Raw genomic sequence first — 19627 nt, 5'->3', positions numbered from 1 at the left:
GGGCCGACGGCCGGCGGCGGTGGGCGCGCCGTCCGGCGACCGGCCGTCTCAGCTCTGCGGCGCCGAGTCGGTGAGATCGGCGGCGTAGGCGGCGACCGATCGGCGGTAGCGCGGCAGGGTCGGGGCGAGCGCCTCGAGGGCGGTCCGCAGCGCCTCGTCGGTGCGACCGGCACTGTGAAGGGCGAGTGCGAGGAAGACCTCGCGCGCCGCACCGATCGACGGGTGCTGCGGGGCGGAGGAGAGGAGGACGATCGCCTCCTCGGTCCGGCCGAGGTTCCGCAGGGTCGAGGCGTACTGGATGCTCAGCCGGGCGAGCCGCTCGTCGTCGAGACCGGCGGCGACGGCGCGCTCGTACTCCGCGGCCGCCTCCGCCTCGTGGCCCGCACTGTCCAGGGCGCCGCCGAGCTCGAAGTGCGCGACGCCGTCGGTGCCCGGGTAGCGCGCGGCGAGCACTCGCATCCGCTCGACGACACCGTCCGGATCCTCGAGGCCGTCGAGCCGATCGACGGCGCGCTGCCAGAGGAGGAGCTCGTCGTCCGCGTCGTCCTCGAACGCCGCTCCGAGCTCCTCGAACAGCGTCAGCTGCAGGCCGTCGGGGGAGCGCAGGCGGGAGTTGAGCGAGCGCCACGGCGTCTCCCGCGGGGAGGCGACGAGCGCGGCGCCCGCGTCGGCGAGGGCCGCGGTCGCTGCGGCGGCGTCGTCGACCTCGAAGGCGACGCGGAGGGGGTCGCTCGTGTCGCCGTCCGTCTCGAGGCCGTCGATCATCCGGACCTGCGCGGGGTTCGCCAGCTCGAGGGTGGCGACGCCGGCCTCGAGGATCGCGACGCGGGCGTCGCCGTCACCCTCGAAGGCGGCGCGCTCGGACAGACCGAGGGTGTCCCGGTAGAAGCGGAGCGCCGCGTCGAGGTCGTCCACCTGGACGACGAGGCGGAGCTGGCGGACGGCGGGAGGAGTGGAGGCGGTCACGTGCCGACGCTACCGGGTCTCGATACGCCCGCTGCGCGGGCTACTCGATCAGCAGGGGTGCGCTCATGCGGTGGCGGTGTCGCCCGACGCGGTGGGGGAGTCCGGCGCGGCCAGGGTGTCGCTGCCGGAGTCCTCGACCTCGGCGGGTGCGGCGCGGCGTCCGGCCTCGATCACGGCGGTGGAGGCGGCGGCGCCGGCGACCAGGGCGAAGAGCGCCCAGCCGGCCCCCCACTTCCGCTTCCCGACGAGGCCGTCGAAGGAGAGAGCGCCCGGTCCGTCCGCGACGATCGCGGTCGCGGCGGCCGCGAGCAGGCCGTTGTACTCCCAGCCCCCGCCGCTGTTCCAGAGGCCGTTCGACCAGTGCACCTTGCGGACGGCCGTGACCATCGTCGCGATGAGCCCGGCCGCCGCGACCGGCGTCGCCAGGCCCAGGGCGAGCGCGGCGCCCCCCGCGGTCTCGGTGACGGCGGCGGCGACCGCGTTCCGGCGCGCCGGGTGCAGCTCCAGGCTCTTCATCATCTGCTCGGTGCCGTCGAGGCCCGGGCCGTCGAACGAGCCGCGGAGCTTCTGCAGTCCGTGTCCGACGAACAGACCGCCGACGGCGAGACGGAGAACGAGCGAGCCGACCTTCATGGTGACCTCCGGGAGGGGTGGGGTGGTGCGGGACGTGTAGAGCGAGCGTCGCGGCTCGACCGGGCCGGGTCAAGGGGTCGCGCCGACCGCTGGAATCGAGCAGACACGGCCTAGGCGGTCAACCGGTTCGCCTCCTATGATCGGAGCAGATCGACTCGAAGGAGAGCACGCATGACCGGACGCCTCACTGGCAAGACCGCCCTCGTCACCGGAGCCGGCTCCGGCATCGGCCGGGCCGTGGCGGAGCGCTTCGCACGCGAGGGCGCCCGGGTCGCCTTCACCGACCGCGACCTCGTCGCGGCGGAGGACGCAGCGGCCGCCTTCCCGGACTCCGCCGCCGTCCGGCTCGACATCTCGGACGAGAGCAGCGTCGAGCAGGCCTTCGCCCGTCTCGCGGCCGACGGCTTCGCGGTCGACGTGGTCGTCGCGAACGCCGGCGTCCAGCTCTTCGGCCAGGACGCGAGGATCGCCGACCTCGACCTCGACGTCTGGCGCCGCACGATCGACATCAACCTCACCGGCACCTTCCTCACCGTCAAGCACGCCGTCCGTGCACTGCGAGGCCGCGGCGGCTCGATCGTCCTCACCGGCAGCCCGACCGGGCTCAACGGCGAGGGCCAGGACTTCACCGCCTACAGCAGCTCGAAGGCCGGCATGCACGGCCTCGCCCGCACCGTCGCCGCCGCCTACGCGGGAGAGGGGATCCGCGTGAACACGGTCGTCCCCGGCTACACCGAGACCCCGCTGGTCACCGCGATCTCGCGCGACGCCGAGGCCCGCGCCGCGATCACCTCGCGCATCCCGCTCGGTCGACCCGGCTCCGCGGCGGACGTCGAGGGCATCATGGTCTACCTCGCCAGCGACGAGTCGAGCTACGCCACCGGCGCGCTCTTCCGCGTCGACGGCGGCATGACCACCCTCTGATCGTGCCCGCGATCGAGATCCGGCCGGCCGCGCCGACGGTCCCGGCCGGGCTCCTGCAGACCGCCGAGCGCGACGAGCGGACGGTCCGCTGCGGCCCGTGGTCGCTCCTGTCCTCGGACGGCCGGCTCGACGACCTCCGGTTCGGCACGGTGCGGATCCTCCGCGGGGTCCGCTTCGTCGTCCGCGACGAGGACTGGGGGACCTTCGCGACCGTCCGCGCGGCCCTCGAGGTCGAGAACGGCACCCTCGTGGTCGAGGGCGAGAGCGCTCAGGGAGAAGCACGCGTCACCTGGACCCTCCGTGCCGACTTCTCCGGCGACTCGCTCACGATCGCACTCGAGGCACGCGCGAGCACGCCCTTCCTCCGCAACCGGATGGGGCTGATCGTGCTGCACGGCACGGAGAGCGCCGGAGCGGCCGTCGAGGCGCGCCACCCGGACGGCACCGCCGACCGCCTCGCCTTCCCCGAGCGGATCGCGCCCCATCAGCCCGCGCAGGACCTCGCCGGTCTCGCCTGGACCGCTGACGGCGTCCCGGTCGAGCTGACCCTGGAGGGCGACGTGTTCGAGACGGAGGATCAGCGCAACTGGACAGACGCATCGTTCAAGACCTACTCGACGCCGCTGAGCCTGCCGTTCCCGGTGCCGGTCGCCGCGGGGGAGATCGTCCGGCAGAGCCTGCGGATCGACTGCGGCGGCGCGCCGCCGACCGCCACGCGGGAATCGCCCGCGTCCCCCTCCGTCCTGCGGACCGGGAGCGCCGGGCACCCGCTCCCCGAGATCCGCACCTCCGCCGGGAGCGCGCCGACGGACCTCCGACCGGACGTGCGACCGGCGCTCGATCTGCTGGTCGAGTGTGACGTGCGCTGGGCGGGCTGGCGTCGCGCGTTGCGGCGCGCGCTCGAGGACGCCGACGGACGCCCTGTCGATCTGCGCATCGTCGCGTCAGGCCCGGAGGACGTCCGCGCGGTCCTCGACGAGCTCGGCGACGCGCCGCTCGCCCGCCTCGGCGTCTTCGCCGCCCGGGGCCACCGCAGCACGGCAGAGCTGTTCGAGGCGGCGCGACGGACGGCGGCCGAGCGCGGCGCCGAGGTCGTCGGCGGCGTCCGCTCGCACTTCACCGAGCTCAACCGCAACGCTGACGCGCTCGCGCACGTGGACGCGGCGCTCGCCTTCAGCATCACCCCCTTCATGCACGACCGCTCGGGGCACCAGCTCGTCGAGTCCCTCGCCGTGCAGCGCACGGTGGTGCGCGACGCGACGGCGCTCGCGCAGGGCCGCCGCCTGCACATCGGTCCGGTCACGCTCGGTGCGCGGATGAACGCGGTGTCGACCTCGCCGTTCGACCCCGGCGCCGTCGACGTCGACCGGTCCGGCTACGGTCCGCAGATCGTCCCGGGTGCGGACGACGTGCGCCAGCACGCGCCCGAGCTCGCGGCCTGGGTCGTCGGCAGCCTCGACGCGCTCGCGGCCCCGGGCGTCGCCTCCCTCGCCTACTTCGAGCAGTGGGGACCGCGCGGTGTCGCCGCGGCGGCCGGCGTCACGGCCGCCGGCGCGGTGCTGCAGTGGGCGGCGGCCCTGACCGGGACACCTCGTCTGGACGTGGACGCGCCGGGACTCGTCGCGCTCGGAGCCGTCGCCGCGGACGGCCGGGTGGTGCTGCTCGGCAACCCGGGCGGCGTCGCGGTGGCGGTCGATCCGACGGGGATCGAGCGCTGGGAGGCGGCCGGGGAAGCGGTCGGCGAGCCGTTCGTGCTCGAACCGGGCGGAGCCGCGCGGGTGCTGCTGACGCCGTAGCCGCGTCCGCGGACCGACGTCTCGCGCCGCCGGAACCGCTCGATGTGGGCGTCCCGCGGCGGGTCGACCGACGTGCGACGCCAGAGACCGCCCCGACCACACGGTGGTGAGGATCCGTCGGTATCGTCGTCGGCGGCGCGCGAGCGCGGGACCCCCGCCCGCGCCGCGCGCCCCCGAACGAGAGGGACCTCCGTGAAGCATCGACGCCGCGCCCATCTGACCACCGCACGCTCCGCACTGGCACTGTCCGCTCTGGCGCTGTCCGGCGTGCTGGCGCTCTCCGGCTGCTCCGCCCCTGCCGAGGACGCGAAGACCGCCGAGCCGACCTCTCCGCTGATCGACTACCTCGGTGCGCTCTCCGGCGGGGACCTCTCGCCGGAGGAGCAGGAGGAGAAGTACAGGGAGCAGGACCGCAAGCGCGAGGAGCTCGTCGCGACGTGCATGCAGGAGTCCGGCTTCGACTACACCCCGAGCGTGCAGTCGGCGTCGTTCTCGTCGTCCGACGCCGACGCCTACAAGCCGGACGATCGCGAATGGGTCGCGCAGTACGGCTACGGCGTCGTCGACTCTCCCGGTCGCTACGACTCGGCCGAGCCGGAGGACGAGTACGTCGACGCCAACTCCGAGTACTACGACAGCCTCTCGGAGTCCGAGAAGGCGGCCTACTCCGAGGCGCTCCACGGCCCGGCGGAGCCGGAGGACGCCGCGGCCTCCGAGGACGGGTCGTACGAGTACGACTGGACGACGGCGGGCTGCTTCGGTGCCGCCCAGCACGAGCTCGAGGGGGAGGACCCGGCGTCGGCGGAGACGCACAAGCCCGTGATGGACGCGCTGAACGACTTCTACGCCGATCTGCAGTCGGTCCCCGAGCTGGCGGATCTGGATGCGGCGTGGTCCTCCTGCCTGAGCGACGCGGGCTACCCGGGCTTCGCCACTCCCTACGACGCCGTGAACTCGATCAGCGACAAGCTGACGGCGGTCTACGACGCGGCCGGCGACCAGGTGGTCGAGCCGACCGACCCGAAGCTCGTCGCGCTGAAGGACGAGGAGATCGAGCTCGCCCTCGCTGATCTGGACTGCCGGGAGAAGACCGACTACACCGCGGTGCACAAGAAGGTCCAGGACGCGCTGGAGCAGCAGTTCATCGACGACCACCGCGCTGAGCTCGACGCGCTGAAGGCCGACGCCGAGCAGGGCGAGTAGATGCGCGTTCCCCGCCGCCCGGGCTCCGGCGATCCGACGCCGTCCGACTCGGAGCCGACCGGTCGACCGACCTCCGATTCGACGCCGACCGATCCGCTCGACCTCCTCGCGGTCACCGAGCCCGCCGACGGTCCCGACGACGGCTCCCAGGCTCCGCGACGCCGCGGCCGCTTCGCCGCGCTCGCCGCCGTCGCCTCGCGCAACCGCGTCCTCTGGATCGTGGCCGCCGCCGCGCTGCTGAGCCTCGTCGCGGGCCTGCTCGTCGGGAGGTTCGTGGTGTCGCCCGCCGAGGCCGCCGCGAACGCGGAGCCGCCCGCCCCCGGCCTGATCACCGCGCCGGTCGAGTCCGGCGAGCTGAGCAACGACGTGACCCTCCGCGGCGAGGTGCGCTACGCGGACGCCGTCGAGGTGACCGTCGACACGACCGGGATCCAGGGCGCGGCAGTGGTGACCGGTCAGGTCCCGGCGGCCGGCACCGAGCTGTCGCCGCTGTCGATCGCCCTGGAGATCGCCGGCCGCCCCGTCATCGTCCTCCCCGGCGATCTGCCGGCCTACCGGACCCTGCGGTTCGGGGTGTCCGGGCCGGACGTGGTGCAGTTCAAGACGGCGCTGCGCGGCCTCGGCATCGACGCCGGCGACCCGGCCGACGACGTCTTCGACGAGACGGCCGCGAACGCGGTCACCGAGCTGTACGCCCAGGCCGGCTACGCGCCGCCCGCGACGCAGGAGGACGGCGAGGACGTCGTCCGCGCCGCCCAGGAGACGCTGCGCTCGGCCGAGCAGGGACTCGTCGCCGCGCAGAAGGAGCTCGACGCCGCTCGGGCGGGCTCCTCGCCCGTCGAGGTCCGCGAGGCGGACAACGCGGTCGCGAGCGCACGACGCGAGCTGGAGGCCGCCCGCGCGGCCGAGCCGCCGGACGGCCTCCGCATCGCGGACCTCGACGACGCGCTCGGCCTCGCCGAGCTCCGGCGGGCCCAGCTGGGCGCGAGCACCGACACCGGTGCCCAGCGCGGCGCCGTCGAGTCGGCGCAGTCCCAGGTGACGCAGGCCCAGGAGGACCTCACTCGGGCCCGCCAGTCCGTCCTCCCGGCGCTCCCCGCAGGCGAGGTGCTGTTCCTAACCTCGCTCCCGCGGCGGGTGGACGCCGTCACCGCCAAGCGCGGCGGCGTCCTGTCCGGGGCGGCGATGACGGTCTCCGGCGCGCAGGTCGAGCTCTCCGGCTCCGCGGCCGAGGGCGACGCGCGGCTGCTCTCGGTCGGGCAGAAGGCCTCGTTCGAACTTCCCGACCGGTCGTCGCACGGCGCCACGGTGTCGGGCGTCGATCCCGCGAAGGACGGCAAGGGGCGCTGGACGGTGACGCTCACCCCCGACCCGCTCTCGCCCGAGCAGATCGAGCAGCTGCGCGACACCAACGTCAAGGTCACGGTCGCGGTCGGAGCGACGGAGGGCGCCGTGCTCTCGGTCCCGGTCGCCGCGCTGTCCGCCGGCTCCGGCGGTGAGAGCCGGGTCGAGGTCGTCGACGGCGATCCGCGCGATCCGGGCGCCGCCACCCGGCTCGTCGTCGTGACCACCGGTCTCGCCGCGAAGGGCGCGGTCGAGGTGTCGCCGGTGGACGGGACGCTCGACGAGGGCGACCTGGTCGTGGTCGGCCGGTGACCGCTCCGCTGGTCGAGCTGCGGGACGTCACCCGCTCGTTCCCGGGTCCGCCCGAGGTGCAGGCGCTCAAGGGCGTCAGCCTCCGGATCGACGAGGGGGACTACGTCTCGATCGTCGGCCCCAGCGGCTCGGGCAAGTCGACGATGCTGAACATCCTCGGGCTGCTCGACCGGCCGAGCGTCGGCGAGTACCGGCTCGACGGCGCGCTCACCGGGGCGCTCGACGAGGACACCCGGGCCGCCGTGCGGGCGCAGCGCATCGGCTTCGTGTTCCAGTCCTTCCACCTGCTGCCGCGGCGCACGGTGCTCGAGAACGTGATGCTGCCGATGCTCTACAGCGGGACGCCGCGCGCCGACCGCGAGGCGCGCGCCCGCGACGCCCTGCTCCGGGTCGGCCTCGGGCACCGGCTCGGCTTCCTGCCGACCACGCTCTCGGGAGGCGAGCGCCAGCGCGTCGCCGTGGCGCGCGCCGTGGTCGCCCGCCCGAGCCTCCTCCTCGCCGATGAGCCCACCGGCAATCTGGACGGCTCGACGACGGCGGACGTCATGCGGCTCTTCGAGGAGCTGACGGACACCGGACTCACCCTGGTCGTCATCACCCACGACCTCGCCGTCGCCCGGCGGGCGCGCCGGTGCCTCCGCATCGCCGACGGACGGATGCAGGAGGTGACCGCATGAGCCCGGCACTCGCGGCGCTGCGCCGGCGGCTCGGGCGCCGGCGACCGCGCTCGGCCGCCGCGTCCGCGCTGCTGCGGCCCGTCCGTCGCGCGGACCGCTTCACCGCCGCCGACCTGCTCGCCGAGGCCACCTCCGACATCGGCACGCGGCCGGCCCGGCTGGTGATGACCCTGCTCGGCACGGTGCTCGGCATCGGCGCCCTCGTCGCCACGATCGGCTTCGCCCAGACGACCGCCGATCAGCTCGCCCGCCGGTTCGACGCGTTCGCCGCCACCCAGGTCGTCGTGCAGCCGGCCGAGGCGAAGGACTCCTCCGGCGACAGCGTCGCCACCGGGCGCCTGCCCTGGGACGCCGTCGACCGGGTGCTCCGGCTCGCCGGTGTCGAGCAGGCGGCTCTCGTCGGCGAGGTGTCCCTCCGCGAGGGCGCGAGCGTCACCGCCGTCCCGGTCAACGATCCCTCGGCGCCCGCCGCCGCCCCGCCGCGGGTGTTCGCCGCCTCCGCCGATCTCCTCGGCACCCTCGAGGGCGACGTGACCACCGGGCGGATGTTCGACTCCGGACACGACGCGCGCGCCGACCGCGTCGTCGTCCTCGGCAGCCGCGCGGCGGAGCGGCTCGGTGTCGAGCGCGTCGACTCCCGGCCGTCGATCCTGATCGAAGGAGTCGCCTACTCGGTCCTCGGGATCTTCGCCGACGTCCACGCCCGCGCCGAGCTGCTCGACGCGGTCGTCCTCCCCACCGGCACCGCGCGGGCCGACTTCGCGCTCGCGACGCCGGGAGACCTCCAGGCGCGCATCGACATCGGCGCCGGCCCGCAGGTCGCGGCGCAGGCTCCGCTGACCCTCGCCCCGGACGCACCCGACTCCGTCTCCGTCTCCGCGCCAGGCGGCCGGTCCGAGCTGGCCGGCGACGTCCGCGCCGACGTGGACCTGGTGTTCCTGATCCTCTCGGTGGTGGTGCTCCTCGCGGGCGGCGTCGGCATCGCCAACGTCACCACGCTGTCGGTGATGGAGCGCGTCGGCGAGATCGGCCTGCGCCGTGCCCTCGGCGCCACACGACGCAGGATCGCGCAGCAGTTCATCGTCGAGTCGGCCGTGATCGGCCTCCTCGGCGGTCTGCTCGGTGCGGCGACCGGCGTCCTCGCGGTGCTCGCGGTCTCGCTCGCGCAGCAGTGGACCCCGGTGCTCGACCCCGGGGTGGCGTTCGGCGGCGCACTCCTCGGCGCGCTGATCGGACTGCTCGCGGGCAGCGTGCCGGCGCGGCGCGCGTCCCGCATCGAGCCGATCGCGGCCCTCCGCGGGACGTGAGCGCCGCCGCCGGTACCCGGGTCGCGATCAGGGCGTCGGCCCCGATCCGCTGCCCGGGTGCCGCCGGAAGCGGTCCGCCGCTCAGGCGTCGAGGGTCCAGCCCGGGCGCACCCAGTGGCAGGTGTAGCCGCCGGGGTGCTTCCGGAGGTAGTCCTGGTGCTCCTCCTCGGCGTCCCAGAACTCGCCGGCCGGCTGGACCTCCGTGACGACCGGGCCCGGCCAGCGGCCGGAGGCGTCGATCTCGGCGATCGTCTCGCGGGCGACGCGCTCCTGCTCGGGCGTCAGGGCCACGATCACGGAGCGGTAGCCCGTCCCGATGTCGTTGCCCTGCCGGTTCCGCGTGGTCGGATCGTGCGCCTGGAAGAAGAACTCGAGCAGATCGCGGTACGTGGTCTTCTCGTCGTCGAACTCGATCTCCACCGCCTCGGCGTGGTCTCCGTGGTGGCGGTAGGTGGCGTTCGGGGTGGTCCCACCGGCGTAGCCGGCTCGGGTGCCGAAGACGCCCGGCAGGTCCCGGATCAGCTCCTGCAGACCCCAGAAGCAGCCTCCGGCGAGGATCGCGCGCTCCTCGGCCATCAGACGGCGACCGTCACGAGCGAGTGCCCGCCGGAGCGGGCGGCCTGCACGGAGGGCAGGCGGGTGGACCGGGCGTGGGCGCCGGTGTCGTGCGGGGAAATGAGCATGGGTTCTCCTTGTCCGCGTCCATTCCATCACCTGGGCGCGGTCCTCGCGGGACCGGCTCAGGACCTAGCCGAGCAGCGTGTAGGTCGAGGCGTCCATGACCACGGTGCTGTCGGTGCAGACCTCGATCGCGGCGGGCGCGCGGACGGCGGCGTCGGCCGCGTCGATCACCTCGGCCACCAGGAAGGTCGACGTCGCGGTCGGGCAGCCGAAGGCGCCGGGGGAGTGCCAGGCGACCCGGACGTCCGCCTGCGCCGCCGGAGCGAGGGCGAGCAGGCCGGACGGGTTCGGGCCGTCGGCGGAGGCGACCGCGCCGAGGCGGCTGCCGTCGGCCCCGGCGGCGTAGACGCCGGGGATGCCGGCGAGGGTGCAGGCGCGGTCCGTCGTGTTCGTGAAGATCAGGTCGAAGGCGCTGCTGCCCGCGCCGGACGCGTCGGGGTCGGCGCGGTACTCGAGCGAGAGGTCGCTCCCGACGCAGCGGACGGTCTCGGGCTCGGGAGCCGGCGCGGGCGCGGGTGGCTGGGTCGCGGTCGGCACCGGAGCGGGAGTCTCCGGGGCGGCCGTCGGCGTCGGGGTCGGCTCCGCGGACGGAGCGAGCGATGCGGGCGCCGTCGCGGTCGGCGTGACAGAGGGCGTCGCCGTCGCCGTCATGCTCGGCCGCGGCAGTGGCGAGGTGGAGGAGGCGATGTCGGCGCGTCCCGCGCAGCCGGTGACGAGGAGGCCGACGGCGGCGAGGGTCAGGGCCGCCGCGGCACCGCGGCGCAGGAGGACGCTCATGGGCCGAGTCTGCCACCGCGGGGCGCGATCGGCAGCCCCGGATCGGCAGCCCCGGATAGGCAGCGCCGGATCGACGGCCCGGATCGACGGCCCGCGGATCAGCTCCCGGTGTCCGCCAGCCGCCGCGAGGCGGTGCTCATGTGCGCCTCCATCGCCCGCGCCGCGGCGGCGGGATCGCGCGCCTCGATCGCCTCGAGCACGGCACGGTGCTCGGTGAAGGCGTCGCGAGCCTGCTCCGGGCTGCTCAGCGCGCGCTCGACCCAGAGGCGCAGCAGCGAGCGGATGGTCTGCAGCAGATCGCGCAGCACCACGTTCTCGGCGCTGAGGGCGATCTGCAGATGGAAGCGCACGTCCGCCTCGACGAACGCCGCGATGTCGTCGAGGTGCGACTCCATCGCCGCCAGGTGCGCGCGCAGCCGGCCGAGGCCCTCGTCGTCGATCCGGAGCGCCGCCAGCATCGCGGCCTGCACCTCCAGGGTGCCGCGCACCTCGATCAGCTCGGCCGTGCGCCCCGCGGAGAGCATCAGCCCCCAGCTCAGCGTCGTCGGGAGCAGCTCGGAGGTGCTGTCGCGCAGGTAGGTGCCGGAGCCGGGCCGCACCGTGACGATGCCGAGGATCTCCAGCGCCGCGAGCGCCTCCCGCACCGCCGAGCGGCCGACACCGAGGCTCTCGGCGAGCTGGCGCTCCGGCGGGAGGCGGGATCCCGGGACGAGGTCGCCGCGGGTGAGCAGCGAGGTGAGCTGCTTGGCCACCTCGGCGACGGCGGTGCCGCGGGGGAGGACCTGCAGCTCCAGGCGCACGAGGGACGGGTCGTCTTCGGGGTACGCCGGCATGGTCCGACCGTAGCAACCGCGCCATCGACCGGCGCGCAGCGACGCGACCGGAGAACCGGTTGACAAGCGCGGCCTCGACACGGCATCCTCAGATTGGTCAACCGGTCAGCCAATTCCCCCGAAGGCGGCCCGAACCCCACCCCGCACCACCCAACACAGTCGTTGACACGGATCAGGAGATCGACGTGGACCTTCCCTCCCGCACAGGCGGAACCGCGACGGCGGACGCCGCCGTCGAGAAGAGCGCCATCAGGAAGGTGTCGATCCGGCTCGTGCCGTTCGTCGCCCTGATGTTCTTCATCAACTACCTCGACCGCACGGCCATCGGCTTCGCCGCGCCGAACGGCATGGAGGCCGACCTCGCCCTCTCGGCGGCCCAGTTCGGCTTCGCCTCGGGCGTCTTCTTCATCGGCTACATCCTGCTGGAGGTGCCGAGCAACCTCGCGCTGCACCGCTTCGGCGCCCGCCGCTGGCTCGCCCGCATCATGGTCAGCTGGGGCATCGTGGCGCTCCTCTTCACCTGGGTGCAGAACTTCGAGCAGCTCGTCGCCCTGCGCTTCCTGCTCGGTGTCGCCGAGGCAGGCTTCTTCCCCGGCGCGATCCTCTTCCTCAGCCTCTGGGTGCCGGCCAAGCACCGCTCGAAGATCCTCGCCCTCTTCTACCTGGCGCAGCCGCTCACCACGGTCGTCGGCGCCCCGCTCGCGGGCCTGCTGATCGAGCAGGACGGCCTCCTCGGCCTCGAGGGCTGGCGCTTCATGTTCCTCGGCGTCTCGCTGCCCGCGATCGTCATCGGCGTCATCGCCTGGTTCTACCTCAAGGACAAGCCCTCCGACGCGAAGTGGCTGACCCGCGAGGAGCAGGTCTGGCTGACCACCGCGCTGAAGCGCGAGGAGGACGTGAAGACCAAGGGCGTCACCACGCACCCCAAGATGTCCTCCGCCTTCAAGAGCGGCCGCGTCTGGATGCTGAGCTTCGTCTACTTCGGCTTCATCTACGGCCTCTACGCGCTCGCCTTCTTCCTGCCCACGATCATCGAGGGCTTCCAGGAGCAGTACGGCACCACCTTCGGCATCTTCGAGAAGGGCCTGATCACCGCGATCCCCTACGTTCCCGCGGCCATCGCCCTCTACCTGTGGTCGCGCGACGCCACCCGCCGCGGCGTCCGCACCTGGCACATCGTGATCCCCGCGATCGTCGGTGGCCTGAGCATCCCGCTCGCGCTCTTCGCCGGCTCCCCGGCGGCCACGATCGCCGTGATCACCGTCACCGCGATGGCGATCTTCTCGGCGCTGCCCAACTTCTGGACCTTCCCGACCCGGTTCCTGACCGGTGCGGCGGCCGCGGCCGGCATCGCGCTGATCAACACGGTCGGCAACCTGGCCGGCTTCTCGGCCCCGTACATCACGGGCGCCCTGAAGGACGCGACCGGCGGCTACGAGGTTCCGATGGTCATCGTCGGCTTCTTCCTGCTGCTCTCCGCGGTGCTGATGTCCCTCCTCGCGCGCCGCTACAAGGACGCGCCGCTCGACGCCCCGAGCGTCGACGTCATCGCGCACTGAGCACCCGCACGACCCGCCGACCGCCCGCCGACCCTCCTCGAACAGGACTCCTGATGACCCGGCTCTACAACGACCCGTCCGACTTCGCCGACGAGATGATCGACGGCTTCGTCGCCGCGAACCGCCGCTTCGTGCGGCGGGTGCAGGGCGGCGTGGTGCGCTCGACCGTGAGCGCGCCCGGCTCGGTCGCCCTCGTGGTGGGCGGCGGCTCCGGCCACTACCCGGCGTTCGGCGGTCTGGTCGGGCAGGGCCTCGCGCACGGCGCGGCGATGGGGAACCTCTTCGCCTCGCCGTCCGCGCAGCAGGTGCACTCGGTCGCCGCGGCGGCCGAGCACGGCGGCGGCGTGCTGCTCAGCTACGGCAACTACGCGGGCGACGTGCTGAACTTCGACGCGGCCGAGCGGCGCCTGCGCGACGAGGGGATCGACGTCCGCACCGTCACGGTGACGGACGACGTCTCGAGCGCGAGCGTCGCCGAGAAGCACAAGCGCCGCGGGATCGCCGGCGACCTGACGGTCTTCAAGGTCGCGGGTGCCGCCGCGGAGGAGGGCGCCTCGCTGGACGAGGTCGAGCGCATCGCCCGCCTCGCCAACGAGCGCACCCGCTCCTTCGGCGTGGCGTTCTCGGGCTGCTCGCTGCCCGGGGCGTCCGAGCCGCTGTTCACCGTTCCGGAGGGCCGGATGGCGGTCGGCATGGGCATCCACGGCGAGCCCGGCATCCGCGAGGACGACGTGCCCACGGCCGACGGCCTCGCCGAGCTGCTGGTCTCGTCGCTGCTCGCCGAGCTGCCCGACGGCGTCGACGCGGCCGAGGGCTCGCGCCTGGTCGTCGTGCTGAACGGGCTCGGCTCGGTGAAGTACGAGGAGCTGTTCGTCGTCTACTCCGGCGTCGAGCAGCGCCTGCGCGATCGCGGCCTCGAAGTGCTCGAGCCCGAGGTCGGCGAGCTCGTCACGAGCTTCGACATGGCCGGCGTCTCGCTCACCTTCTTCTGGGTGGACGACGAGCTGGAGCGGCTCTGGGCCGCTCCGGCCGAGGCGCCCGCCTACCGCAAGGGCTCGGTCCGCCCCGCCGAGCAGGCCGCGGTGACGGAGCAGGAGACGGCCGCGGTCGTCATCGGCGAGGCGAGCGACGACTCCCGCGACGCCGCCCGCACCGTGCTCGCCGCCCTCGAGGCGACGCAGTCCACGATCGACGAGAACGCCGACGAGCTCGGCCGGATCGACGCGGTCGCCGGCGACGGCGATCACGGCATCGGCATGCAGCGCGGCGTGCACGCGGCGGTCGCCGCCGCCCGGGCCGCGCTCGGGGCCGGCGCCGGGGCGGGCACCGTGCTCGCTCACGCCGGCGACGCCTGGTCCGACCGGGCCGGCGGCACCTCCGGAGCGCTCTGGGGCGCCGCGCTCGCCGCGGTCGGCTCGGCGCTCGGCGACACCGCCGCGCCCACGGCCGCCGCGGTGGTCGACGGGGTCGACGGCGCCCGCGCGGCGATCCTCCGCTTCGGCGCGACGCCGGGGGACAAGACGATGGTCGACTCCCTCGTCCCGTTCGCCGACGTCCTCGGCGAGGCCGTCTCCGCGGGGGAGGAGCTGCCCGCGGCCTGGACCCGGGCCGCCGAGGCCTGCACGGCCGCCGCCGCCGCCACCGCGCAGCTGTTGCCGAGGATGGGCCGCGCCCGGCCGCACGCCGAGAAGAGCCTCGGCACTCCCGACGCGGGCGCGCACTCGCTCGGGCTCATCGTCACCGCGATCGGCGCGGTGCTGCGTGCGGGCGACGCCTCGCCCGCCACCGCCCCCGGCTCTGTCGGCAGCGGCGCGTAGCGTCGACCCCGTCCCCACGACCGCTTCCAGCAAGGAGAGAACACCCATGAGCGCACCCCTCCGCCTCGTCGTCGGCTCCGACGACGCCGGTCTCGACTACAAGGAGATCGTCAAGGCCGACCTCGAGAAGGACTCCCGCGTCGCGTCCGTCGTCGACGTCGGCGTGGACGCCTCGTCGCACACGCCCTACCCGAGCGTCGCCATCGCCGCGGCCGAGATGGTGGCCCGCGGCGAGGCCGACCGCGCGATCCTGATCTGCGGCACCGGACTCGGCGTCGCGATCGCCGCGAACAAGGTGGCGGGCATCCGCGCCGTCACCGCGCACGACTCGTTCTCGGTCGAGCGCTCGATCCTCTCCAACGACGCGCAGGTGCTCTGCATGGGCCAGCGCGTCGTCGGCATCGAGCTCGCCCGCCGGCTCGCGAAGGAGTGGCTCGGCTACGAGTTCGACACGTCCTCCGCCTCCGCCGAGAAGGTGCGCGTGATCGAGGCGTACGAGGCCGGGAACCCGGTCGCCGACGACGCCGCCACGGTCGGCTCGTGCTGAGCCGCGCCGCCGGGGACGCCCCGGCGTTCACCGTCGGCGTGAGCCTCAAGATGTACTTCGGCCACGCGCGGACGCTCGAGTGGATGCAGCGCATCGCCGAGATCGCGCGGACGCACGAGGCGACCGCCTCCGGAGCCGTCGAGCTGTTCGTGGTGCCGACCTTCCCCGCGCTGGTGCCGGTCGGCGCCCTCGCCGCTGAGGCCGGTGTCGCGCTCGGCGCGCAGGACCTGTTCTGGGAGGACGCGGGAGCGTTCACCGGCGAGGTCAGCGGCGCGGAGCTGCGCGAGGTCGGCTGCCGGCTGGTCGAGATCGGCCACGCCGAGCGGCGCGCGCTCTTCGGCGACGACGACGAGCGCGTGCGCGCGAAGGTCGCGGCGGCGTTCCGCAACGACCTCGTCCCGCTGCTCTGCGTCGGCGAGACCGAGCGCGGCTCCGTCGAGGACGCCGTCGAGCTCGTGCTCGCGCAGATCGGCTCCGCCCTCGCGGATGCGGACGAGGCCGGCGCCGTCGGCCCGATCCTCGCCGCGTACGAGCCGGTCTGGGCGATCGGCGCGCCCGAGCCCGCCGAGCCGGCCTTCATCGCCGGCGTCGTCACCGCACTCGAGGCGGCCCTCGCCGAGCTGCCCGGCCGCGCCGGAAGCCGCGTCATCTACGGCGGCAGCGCCGGACCAGGGCTGCTGACCGCACTCGAGGGCCGCGTGCCCGGGCTGTTCCTCGGCCGCTTCGCGCACGATCCGGAGGCGGTCGGCGCGATCCTCGACGAGGCGCTCGCTCTTGTGCGCGCGGACTCGGAGGCTCGGTCGTGAGCCGCATCGGGCTGAGCAGCTACGCCTTCTTCTGGCGCTCCTCCGACCGCGTCCCCGAGCCGCTCGGCGTCGAGGACATGGTCCGCGAGACCGCCGCGCTCGGCGTCGACCTGCTGCAGCTCTGCGACGTGCCGGCGCTCGAGGAGTACTCGGACGAGCAGCTCGCCTCGCTGCGCGCGGTCGCGGACGCCGAGGGGGTCGCGCTCGAGCTCGGCACCCGCGGCACCGATCCCGCCCGCCTGCGCCGCTGGCTCCGCCTCGCCCGTGCGCTCGACGTCGTGCTGCTGCGCAGCATGTGGACGTCGGGGGAGGACCGGCCGGACCGCGCGGAGACGCTGCGACGCCTGCGCGAGATCGCGCCCGAGCTGGAGGAGGCCGGCGTCACGCTGGCCCTGGAGACCTACGAACAGGTGAGCACGGCCGACCTCGTCGACGTGATCGCGACGCTCGATCACCCGCGGATCCGGATCTGCCTCGACCCGGCGAACACCGTCGCGAACCTCGAGCTGCCGGAGGACGTCACCGCCCGCTGCGCCCCGTACGTCGCCAACTGGCACGTCAAGGACTTCGACTTCAGCCGCAATCCCGGCTGGGTCGGCTTCGTCTACACCGGCACGGCGCTCGGCGACGGCCGCCTCGACTACGACGGCATGCTCGCGCTGCTCCGGCCGGCGGAGCGCGGCATCACCCAGATCATCGAGTTCTGGCTCCCCTGGCAGGACACCGTCCCCGCCGCGGAGCAGGCGCTCGTCACCACCCGGCTCGAAGCCGAGTGGACCCGCACCACCCTCGACCAGCTCAGGAGAAGGAACTCATGACCGACACCACCGCCACCACCGCCCCGGGCACCGCCGCCTCCGCCCTCACCGTCGCCGTCATCGGCGCCGGCGGCAAGATGGGCATGCGGGTCTCGAACAACCTGCAGAAGTCCGAGTACAACGCCCTCTACAGCGAGGCCTCGCCCGCCGGCCAGGAGCGCACCCGCGAGGCGGGCCGCGAGATCACCGCGACGCCCGACGCCGTGAAGGACGCCGACGTCGTCATCCTCGCCGTCCCGGACGTCGTGCTCGGCGCGGTCTCGGAGGACGTGATCCCGCAGATGAAGAGCGGCGCGATCATCCTCACCCTCGACCCGGCCGCCGCCTACGCGGGGCTGCTGGCGACGCGCGAGGACATCCACTACGCCGTGGCGCACCCGTGCCACCCGTCGGTGTTCCTCGAGCGCACGACGCCGGAGGAGTGGGCCGACACGTTCGGCGGCATCGCCGCGCCGCAGGAGGTCGTCGCAGCCCTCGAGGACGCCGACGACGATGTGCGGGCGATCGCGGAGAAGGTCATCTCGACCATCTACGCGCCCGTCATCGCCGTGCACTGGGTGACCGTCAAGCAGCTCGCCGTGCTCGAGCCGACCCTGGTCGAGACCATCGCCTGCATGGTCGGCGAGTTCCTCAAGGAGGCGCTCGACGAGACCGTCAACGGCGTCGGCGTGCCCTACGAGGCGGCCCGCGCGATGCTCTACGGCCACACCTGGATCGCGCTGACCAACGGCCTGCGCGGCTCGAACCCGTTCTCCGAGGCGTGCCACATCGCCATGGGCTACGGCCGCGAGGCGCTGATCAAGGACGACTGGAAGAAGATCTTCGACGACTCCGAGCTCGACTCGGTCATCGCCAAGATGCTGAAGATCGACGCCGTCAAGCGCTGAGGCGTCGGGCGGGGGCACTGCCTGCTGATCGAGCAGCCCTCGGAGAGGGCTGCGCTCATGCTGATCGAGTAGCCCGCGGAGCGGGCGTATCGAGATCCACCACCGTCAGGACGCTGAGTCTGCAGACCCGCCCTGCTGGTGACGGTGGGTCTCGATACGCCCCTGCGGGGCTACTCGACCAGCATGGGCCGAGCGAGGCGTCCCCGGACGGTCGAGACAGCCCGCAGTAGCGGGACGTCTCGACGGTCCGGGGACGCCTCGGCGTCGCACTAGAGGCGGACGACCATCTTGCCGGTGTTGCCGCCGCTCATCATGGAGAGGAAGGCGTCGACCGCGTGGTCGATGCCGTCGACGACGGTCTCGTCGTAGGCGATGCTCCCCTCCTGGAACCAGCCGCCCATCAGGCGGTTGAACTCCGGGGCGTGGTCGAGGTACGCCGAGAGGGTGAAGCCGCGCAGGGTCAGCCCGCGGGTGATGATGTTGGCCATGTTGTCGGGGCCGGCCGGCTTCTCGGTGCTGTTGTAGCCGGCGATCGCGCCGCAGAGCGCCGCGCGTCCGCCGTCGTTGAAGGCGTCGAGCGCCGCCTCGAGGTGGTCGCCGCCGACGTTGTCGAAGTACACGTCGATGCCTTCGGGCGCCGCGGCAGCGAGCTGCTCGCGGATGGGGCCGGCGTGGTAGTCGAACGCGGCGTCGTAGCCGTACTTCTCCGTCAGCAGCGCGACCTTCTCGGCCGAGCCGGCGGAGCCGATGACGCGCTTCGCTCCGAGCAGGCGGGCGATCTGGCCGGCGGCCGAGCCGACGGCTCCCGCGGCGCCGGAGACGAAGACGGTGTCGCCCTCCTTCAGCCCCGCGATGGTGGTGAGGCCGACGAAGGCGGTGAGGCCGGTCATGCCGAGGACGCCGAGCCGCAGCGAGAGCGGGGCGCCGGGGATCTCGGGGACGACGCGGAACGCCGAGATCTCGGCCTGGACGATGTCGCGCCAGCCGAGCTGGTGCAGCACGACGGCGCCGACCGGGAAGTCCGGGTCGCTCGACACGGTGACGCGGCCGATCGCGCCGCCGGTCATCGTCTCGCCGAGCGCGTACGGCGGGGTGTAGCTCTTGACGTCGTTCATCCGGCCGCGCATGTAGGGGTCGACGGAGAGGAAGGCGTTCTCCACGCGGATCTCGCCGGCGGCGGGCTCGTCGTACTCGACCTGCGCGGTGCGGAAGTCCTCGGCGACGGGCCAGCCGACGGGGCGGCGGACGAGCTGGATCTGGGTGCTGGTGACGGTGGTCATGGAGCCTTCCGAGGGGTCGTGGGGGTGGGGATCAGGAGGCGGCGAGGCCGATGCCGAGCGCGAGGACCGCGAGCAGTCCTGGCGCCATCTGGGTGAGGGCCGCGTGCCGCTTGCCGGGGGAGGAGAGCAGCAGCACGAGGGCTGCGGCCACCATCGATCCGGTGCCGGTGAAGACGAGTGCGGCGCCGACGGCCATCGCTCCGGAGGCGAGGACGATCACGCCGACGATCGTGACGATCGCGAGGAACAGGTTGTAGAAGCCCTGGTTGAACGCGAGCTCCTTCGTCGACTCGGCCTCGCCGGCCGTGGTCCCGAAGGTGGAGCGGGCGCGCGGGGTCGTCCAGAGCAGCGACTCCAGCACGAAGATGTAGACGTGCAGCAGCGCCGCGAGGACGGCGAGAACGAGTCCGATGACGATCACGGCGGGGCCTCCTGATTGTGTATCGCTCGGTTCACTACC

General features: G+C 73.7%; 19 protein-coding genes. 12 read left to right on the top strand and 7 right to left on the bottom strand.

Annotation, left to right across the window (positions count from 1 at the left end):
- Positions 1-48: 48 nt before the first annotated feature.
- Positions 49-966, bottom strand: a complete 918-nt coding sequence (locus tag EDF35_RS13600; RefSeq protein WP_123706582.1) for a tetratricopeptide repeat protein — start codon at positions 964-966, stop codon at positions 49-51.
- Between the two features lie 63 nt (positions 967-1029).
- The gene (locus tag EDF35_RS13595; RefSeq protein ID WP_123706581.1) at positions 1030-1599 is read right to left on the bottom strand and encodes a DoxX family protein; all 570 of its coding nucleotides are present in this window, start codon (positions 1597-1599) and stop codon (positions 1030-1032) included.
- A 171-nt stretch (positions 1600-1770) separates the two neighbouring features.
- On the opposite strand from EDF35_RS13595, the gene EDF35_RS13590 reads away from it, so the two are divergent.
- The 6 genes from EDF35_RS13590 to EDF35_RS13565 all read left to right on the top strand — a co-directional run bounded on the left by EDF35_RS13590 (position 1771) and on the right by EDF35_RS13565 (position 9162).
- A complete protein-coding gene (locus EDF35_RS13590) occupies positions 1771-2523 on the top strand; it encodes an SDR family NAD(P)-dependent oxidoreductase (RefSeq protein ID WP_133962667.1) in 753 nt (250 codons plus the stop codon).
- Positions 2524-2525: 2 nt separating this feature from the next.
- Positions 2526-4319 (top strand): hypothetical protein, encoded by a 1794-nt coding sequence (locus tag EDF35_RS13585; protein ID WP_133962666.1) that lies wholly within the window; start codon positions 2526-2528, stop codon positions 4317-4319.
- A 192-nt stretch (positions 4320-4511) separates the two neighbouring features.
- A complete protein-coding gene (locus tag EDF35_RS13580; protein ID WP_133962665.1) occupies positions 4512-5522 on the top strand; it encodes a hypothetical protein in 1011 nt (336 codons plus the stop codon).
- Positions 5523-7178 (top strand): TolC family protein, encoded by a 1656-nt coding sequence (locus tag EDF35_RS13575; protein WP_208323062.1) that lies wholly within the window; start codon positions 5523-5525, stop codon positions 7176-7178.
- Complete coding sequence (locus EDF35_RS13570) at positions 7175-7855, top strand: ABC transporter ATP-binding protein (RefSeq protein WP_123732934.1); 681 nt, start codon at positions 7175-7177, stop codon at positions 7853-7855. The genes EDF35_RS13575 and EDF35_RS13570 overlap by 4 nt, the downstream gene beginning before the upstream one ends.
- Positions 7852-9162 (top strand): ABC transporter permease, encoded by a 1311-nt coding sequence (locus EDF35_RS13565; RefSeq protein WP_133962664.1) that lies wholly within the window; start codon positions 7852-7854, stop codon positions 9160-9162. The genes EDF35_RS13570 and EDF35_RS13565 overlap by 4 nt, the downstream gene beginning before the upstream one ends.
- An 81-nt stretch (positions 9163-9243) precedes the next feature.
- Here EDF35_RS13565 and msrA read toward each other — a convergent pair whose 3' ends face one another.
- From msrA to EDF35_RS13550, 3 genes are all read right to left on the bottom strand, one after another.
- Positions 9244-9738 carry a peptide-methionine (S)-S-oxide reductase MsrA gene (gene msrA, locus EDF35_RS13560; RefSeq protein WP_133962663.1) on the bottom strand — a complete coding sequence of 165 codons (495 nt, stop codon included), beginning with the start codon at positions 9736-9738 and terminating at the stop codon, positions 9244-9246.
- A 171-nt stretch (positions 9739-9909) separates the two neighbouring features.
- Positions 9910-10620, bottom strand: coding sequence for a DUF4232 domain-containing protein (locus EDF35_RS13555; RefSeq protein WP_133962662.1), 711 nt, complete (start codon positions 10618-10620; stop codon positions 9910-9912).
- 98 nt (positions 10621-10718) lie between these two features.
- Positions 10719-11453, bottom strand: a complete 735-nt coding sequence (locus tag EDF35_RS13550; protein ID WP_133962661.1) for a FadR/GntR family transcriptional regulator — start codon at positions 11451-11453, stop codon at positions 10719-10721.
- A gap of 185 nt (positions 11454-11638) precedes the next feature.
- Here EDF35_RS13550 and EDF35_RS13545 point away from each other — a divergent pair, with 185 nt between their 5' ends.
- From EDF35_RS13545 to EDF35_RS13520, 6 genes are read left to right on the top strand one after another with little or no spacing between them, the layout of a single operon-like run.
- Positions 11639-13012, top strand: a complete 1374-nt coding sequence (locus EDF35_RS13545) for an MFS transporter (protein ID WP_133962660.1) — start codon at positions 11639-11641, stop codon at positions 13010-13012.
- Positions 13013-13065: 53 nt separating this feature from the next.
- Positions 13066-14829: a dihydroxyacetone kinase family protein gene (locus EDF35_RS13540; RefSeq protein WP_133962659.1), complete on the top strand. Its 1764-nt coding sequence runs from the start codon at positions 13066-13068 to the stop codon at positions 14827-14829.
- Between the two features lie 46 nt (positions 14830-14875).
- Complete coding sequence (locus tag EDF35_RS13535; protein WP_133962658.1) at positions 14876-15376, top strand: ribose-5-phosphate isomerase; 501 nt, start codon at positions 14876-14878, stop codon at positions 15374-15376.
- A complete protein-coding gene (locus EDF35_RS13530) occupies positions 15370-16182 on the top strand; it encodes a triose-phosphate isomerase family protein (protein ID WP_243839961.1) in 813 nt (270 codons plus the stop codon). The genes EDF35_RS13535 and EDF35_RS13530 overlap by 7 nt, the downstream gene beginning before the upstream one ends.
- Positions 16179-17000, top strand: coding sequence for a TIM barrel protein (locus tag EDF35_RS13525; RefSeq protein ID WP_243839960.1), 822 nt, complete (start codon positions 16179-16181; stop codon positions 16998-17000). The genes EDF35_RS13530 and EDF35_RS13525 overlap by 4 nt, the downstream gene beginning before the upstream one ends.
- Complete coding sequence (locus tag EDF35_RS13520) at positions 16997-17887, top strand: phosphogluconate dehydrogenase C-terminal domain-containing protein (RefSeq protein ID WP_133962657.1); 891 nt, start codon at positions 16997-16999, stop codon at positions 17885-17887. Before EDF35_RS13525 ends, EDF35_RS13520 begins: the two co-directional genes overlap by 4 nt.
- 269 nt (positions 17888-18156) lie before the next feature.
- On the opposite strand, the gene EDF35_RS13515 is transcribed toward EDF35_RS13520, so the two are convergent.
- Both EDF35_RS13515 and EDF35_RS13510 read right to left on the bottom strand, forming a co-directional pair.
- A complete protein-coding gene (locus EDF35_RS13515; RefSeq protein ID WP_133962656.1) occupies positions 18157-19167 on the bottom strand; it encodes an NADP-dependent oxidoreductase in 1011 nt (336 codons plus the stop codon).
- A 31-nt stretch (positions 19168-19198) separates the two neighbouring features.
- Positions 19199-19588, bottom strand: coding sequence for a DUF1304 domain-containing protein (locus EDF35_RS13510; RefSeq protein WP_133962655.1), 390 nt, complete (start codon positions 19586-19588; stop codon positions 19199-19201).
- Between the last annotated feature and the right edge of the window lie 39 nt (positions 19589-19627).

Origin of the sequence: Rathayibacter sp. PhB151, assembly GCF_004366415.1 — a bacterium.
Taxonomy (GTDB): domain Bacteria; phylum Actinomycetota; class Actinomycetes; order Actinomycetales; family Microbacteriaceae; genus Rathayibacter; species Rathayibacter festucae.
This window is presented reverse-complemented; position numbering and strand designations above follow the sequence as displayed.

Coding starts and splice junctions, on each gene's coding strand:
- EDF35_RS13540 (WP_133962659.1), top strand. CDS start 13,066: ATGACCCGGCTCTACAACGACCCGTCCGACTTCGCCGACGAGATGATC.
- EDF35_RS13595 (WP_123706581.1), bottom strand. CDS start 1,599: ATGAAGGTCGGCTCGCTCGTTCTCCGTCTCGCCGTCGGCGGTCTGTTC.
- EDF35_RS13565 (WP_133962664.1), top strand. CDS start 7,852: ATGAGCCCGGCACTCGCGGCGCTGCGCCGGCGGCTCGGGCGCCGGCGA.
- EDF35_RS13515 (WP_133962656.1), bottom strand. CDS start 19,167: ATGACCACCGTCACCAGCACCCAGATCCAGCTCGTCCGCCGCCCCGTC.
- EDF35_RS13590 (WP_133962667.1), top strand. CDS start 1,771: ATGACCGGACGCCTCACTGGCAAGACCGCCCTCGTCACCGGAGCCGGC.
- EDF35_RS13575 (WP_208323062.1), top strand. CDS start 5,523: ATGCGCGTTCCCCGCCGCCCGGGCTCCGGCGATCCGACGCCGTCCGAC.
- EDF35_RS13550 (WP_133962661.1), bottom strand. CDS start 11,453: ATGCCGGCGTACCCCGAAGACGACCCGTCCCTCGTGCGCCTGGAGCTG.
- msrA (WP_133962663.1), bottom strand. CDS start 9,738: ATGGCCGAGGAGCGCGCGATCCTCGCCGGAGGCTGCTTCTGGGGTCTG.
- EDF35_RS13520 (WP_133962657.1), top strand. CDS start 16,997: ATGACCGACACCACCGCCACCACCGCCCCGGGCACCGCCGCCTCCGCC.
- EDF35_RS13555 (WP_133962662.1), bottom strand. CDS start 10,620: ATGAGCGTCCTCCTGCGCCGCGGTGCCGCGGCGGCCCTGACCCTCGCC.
- EDF35_RS13535 (WP_133962658.1), top strand. CDS start 14,876: ATGAGCGCACCCCTCCGCCTCGTCGTCGGCTCCGACGACGCCGGTCTC.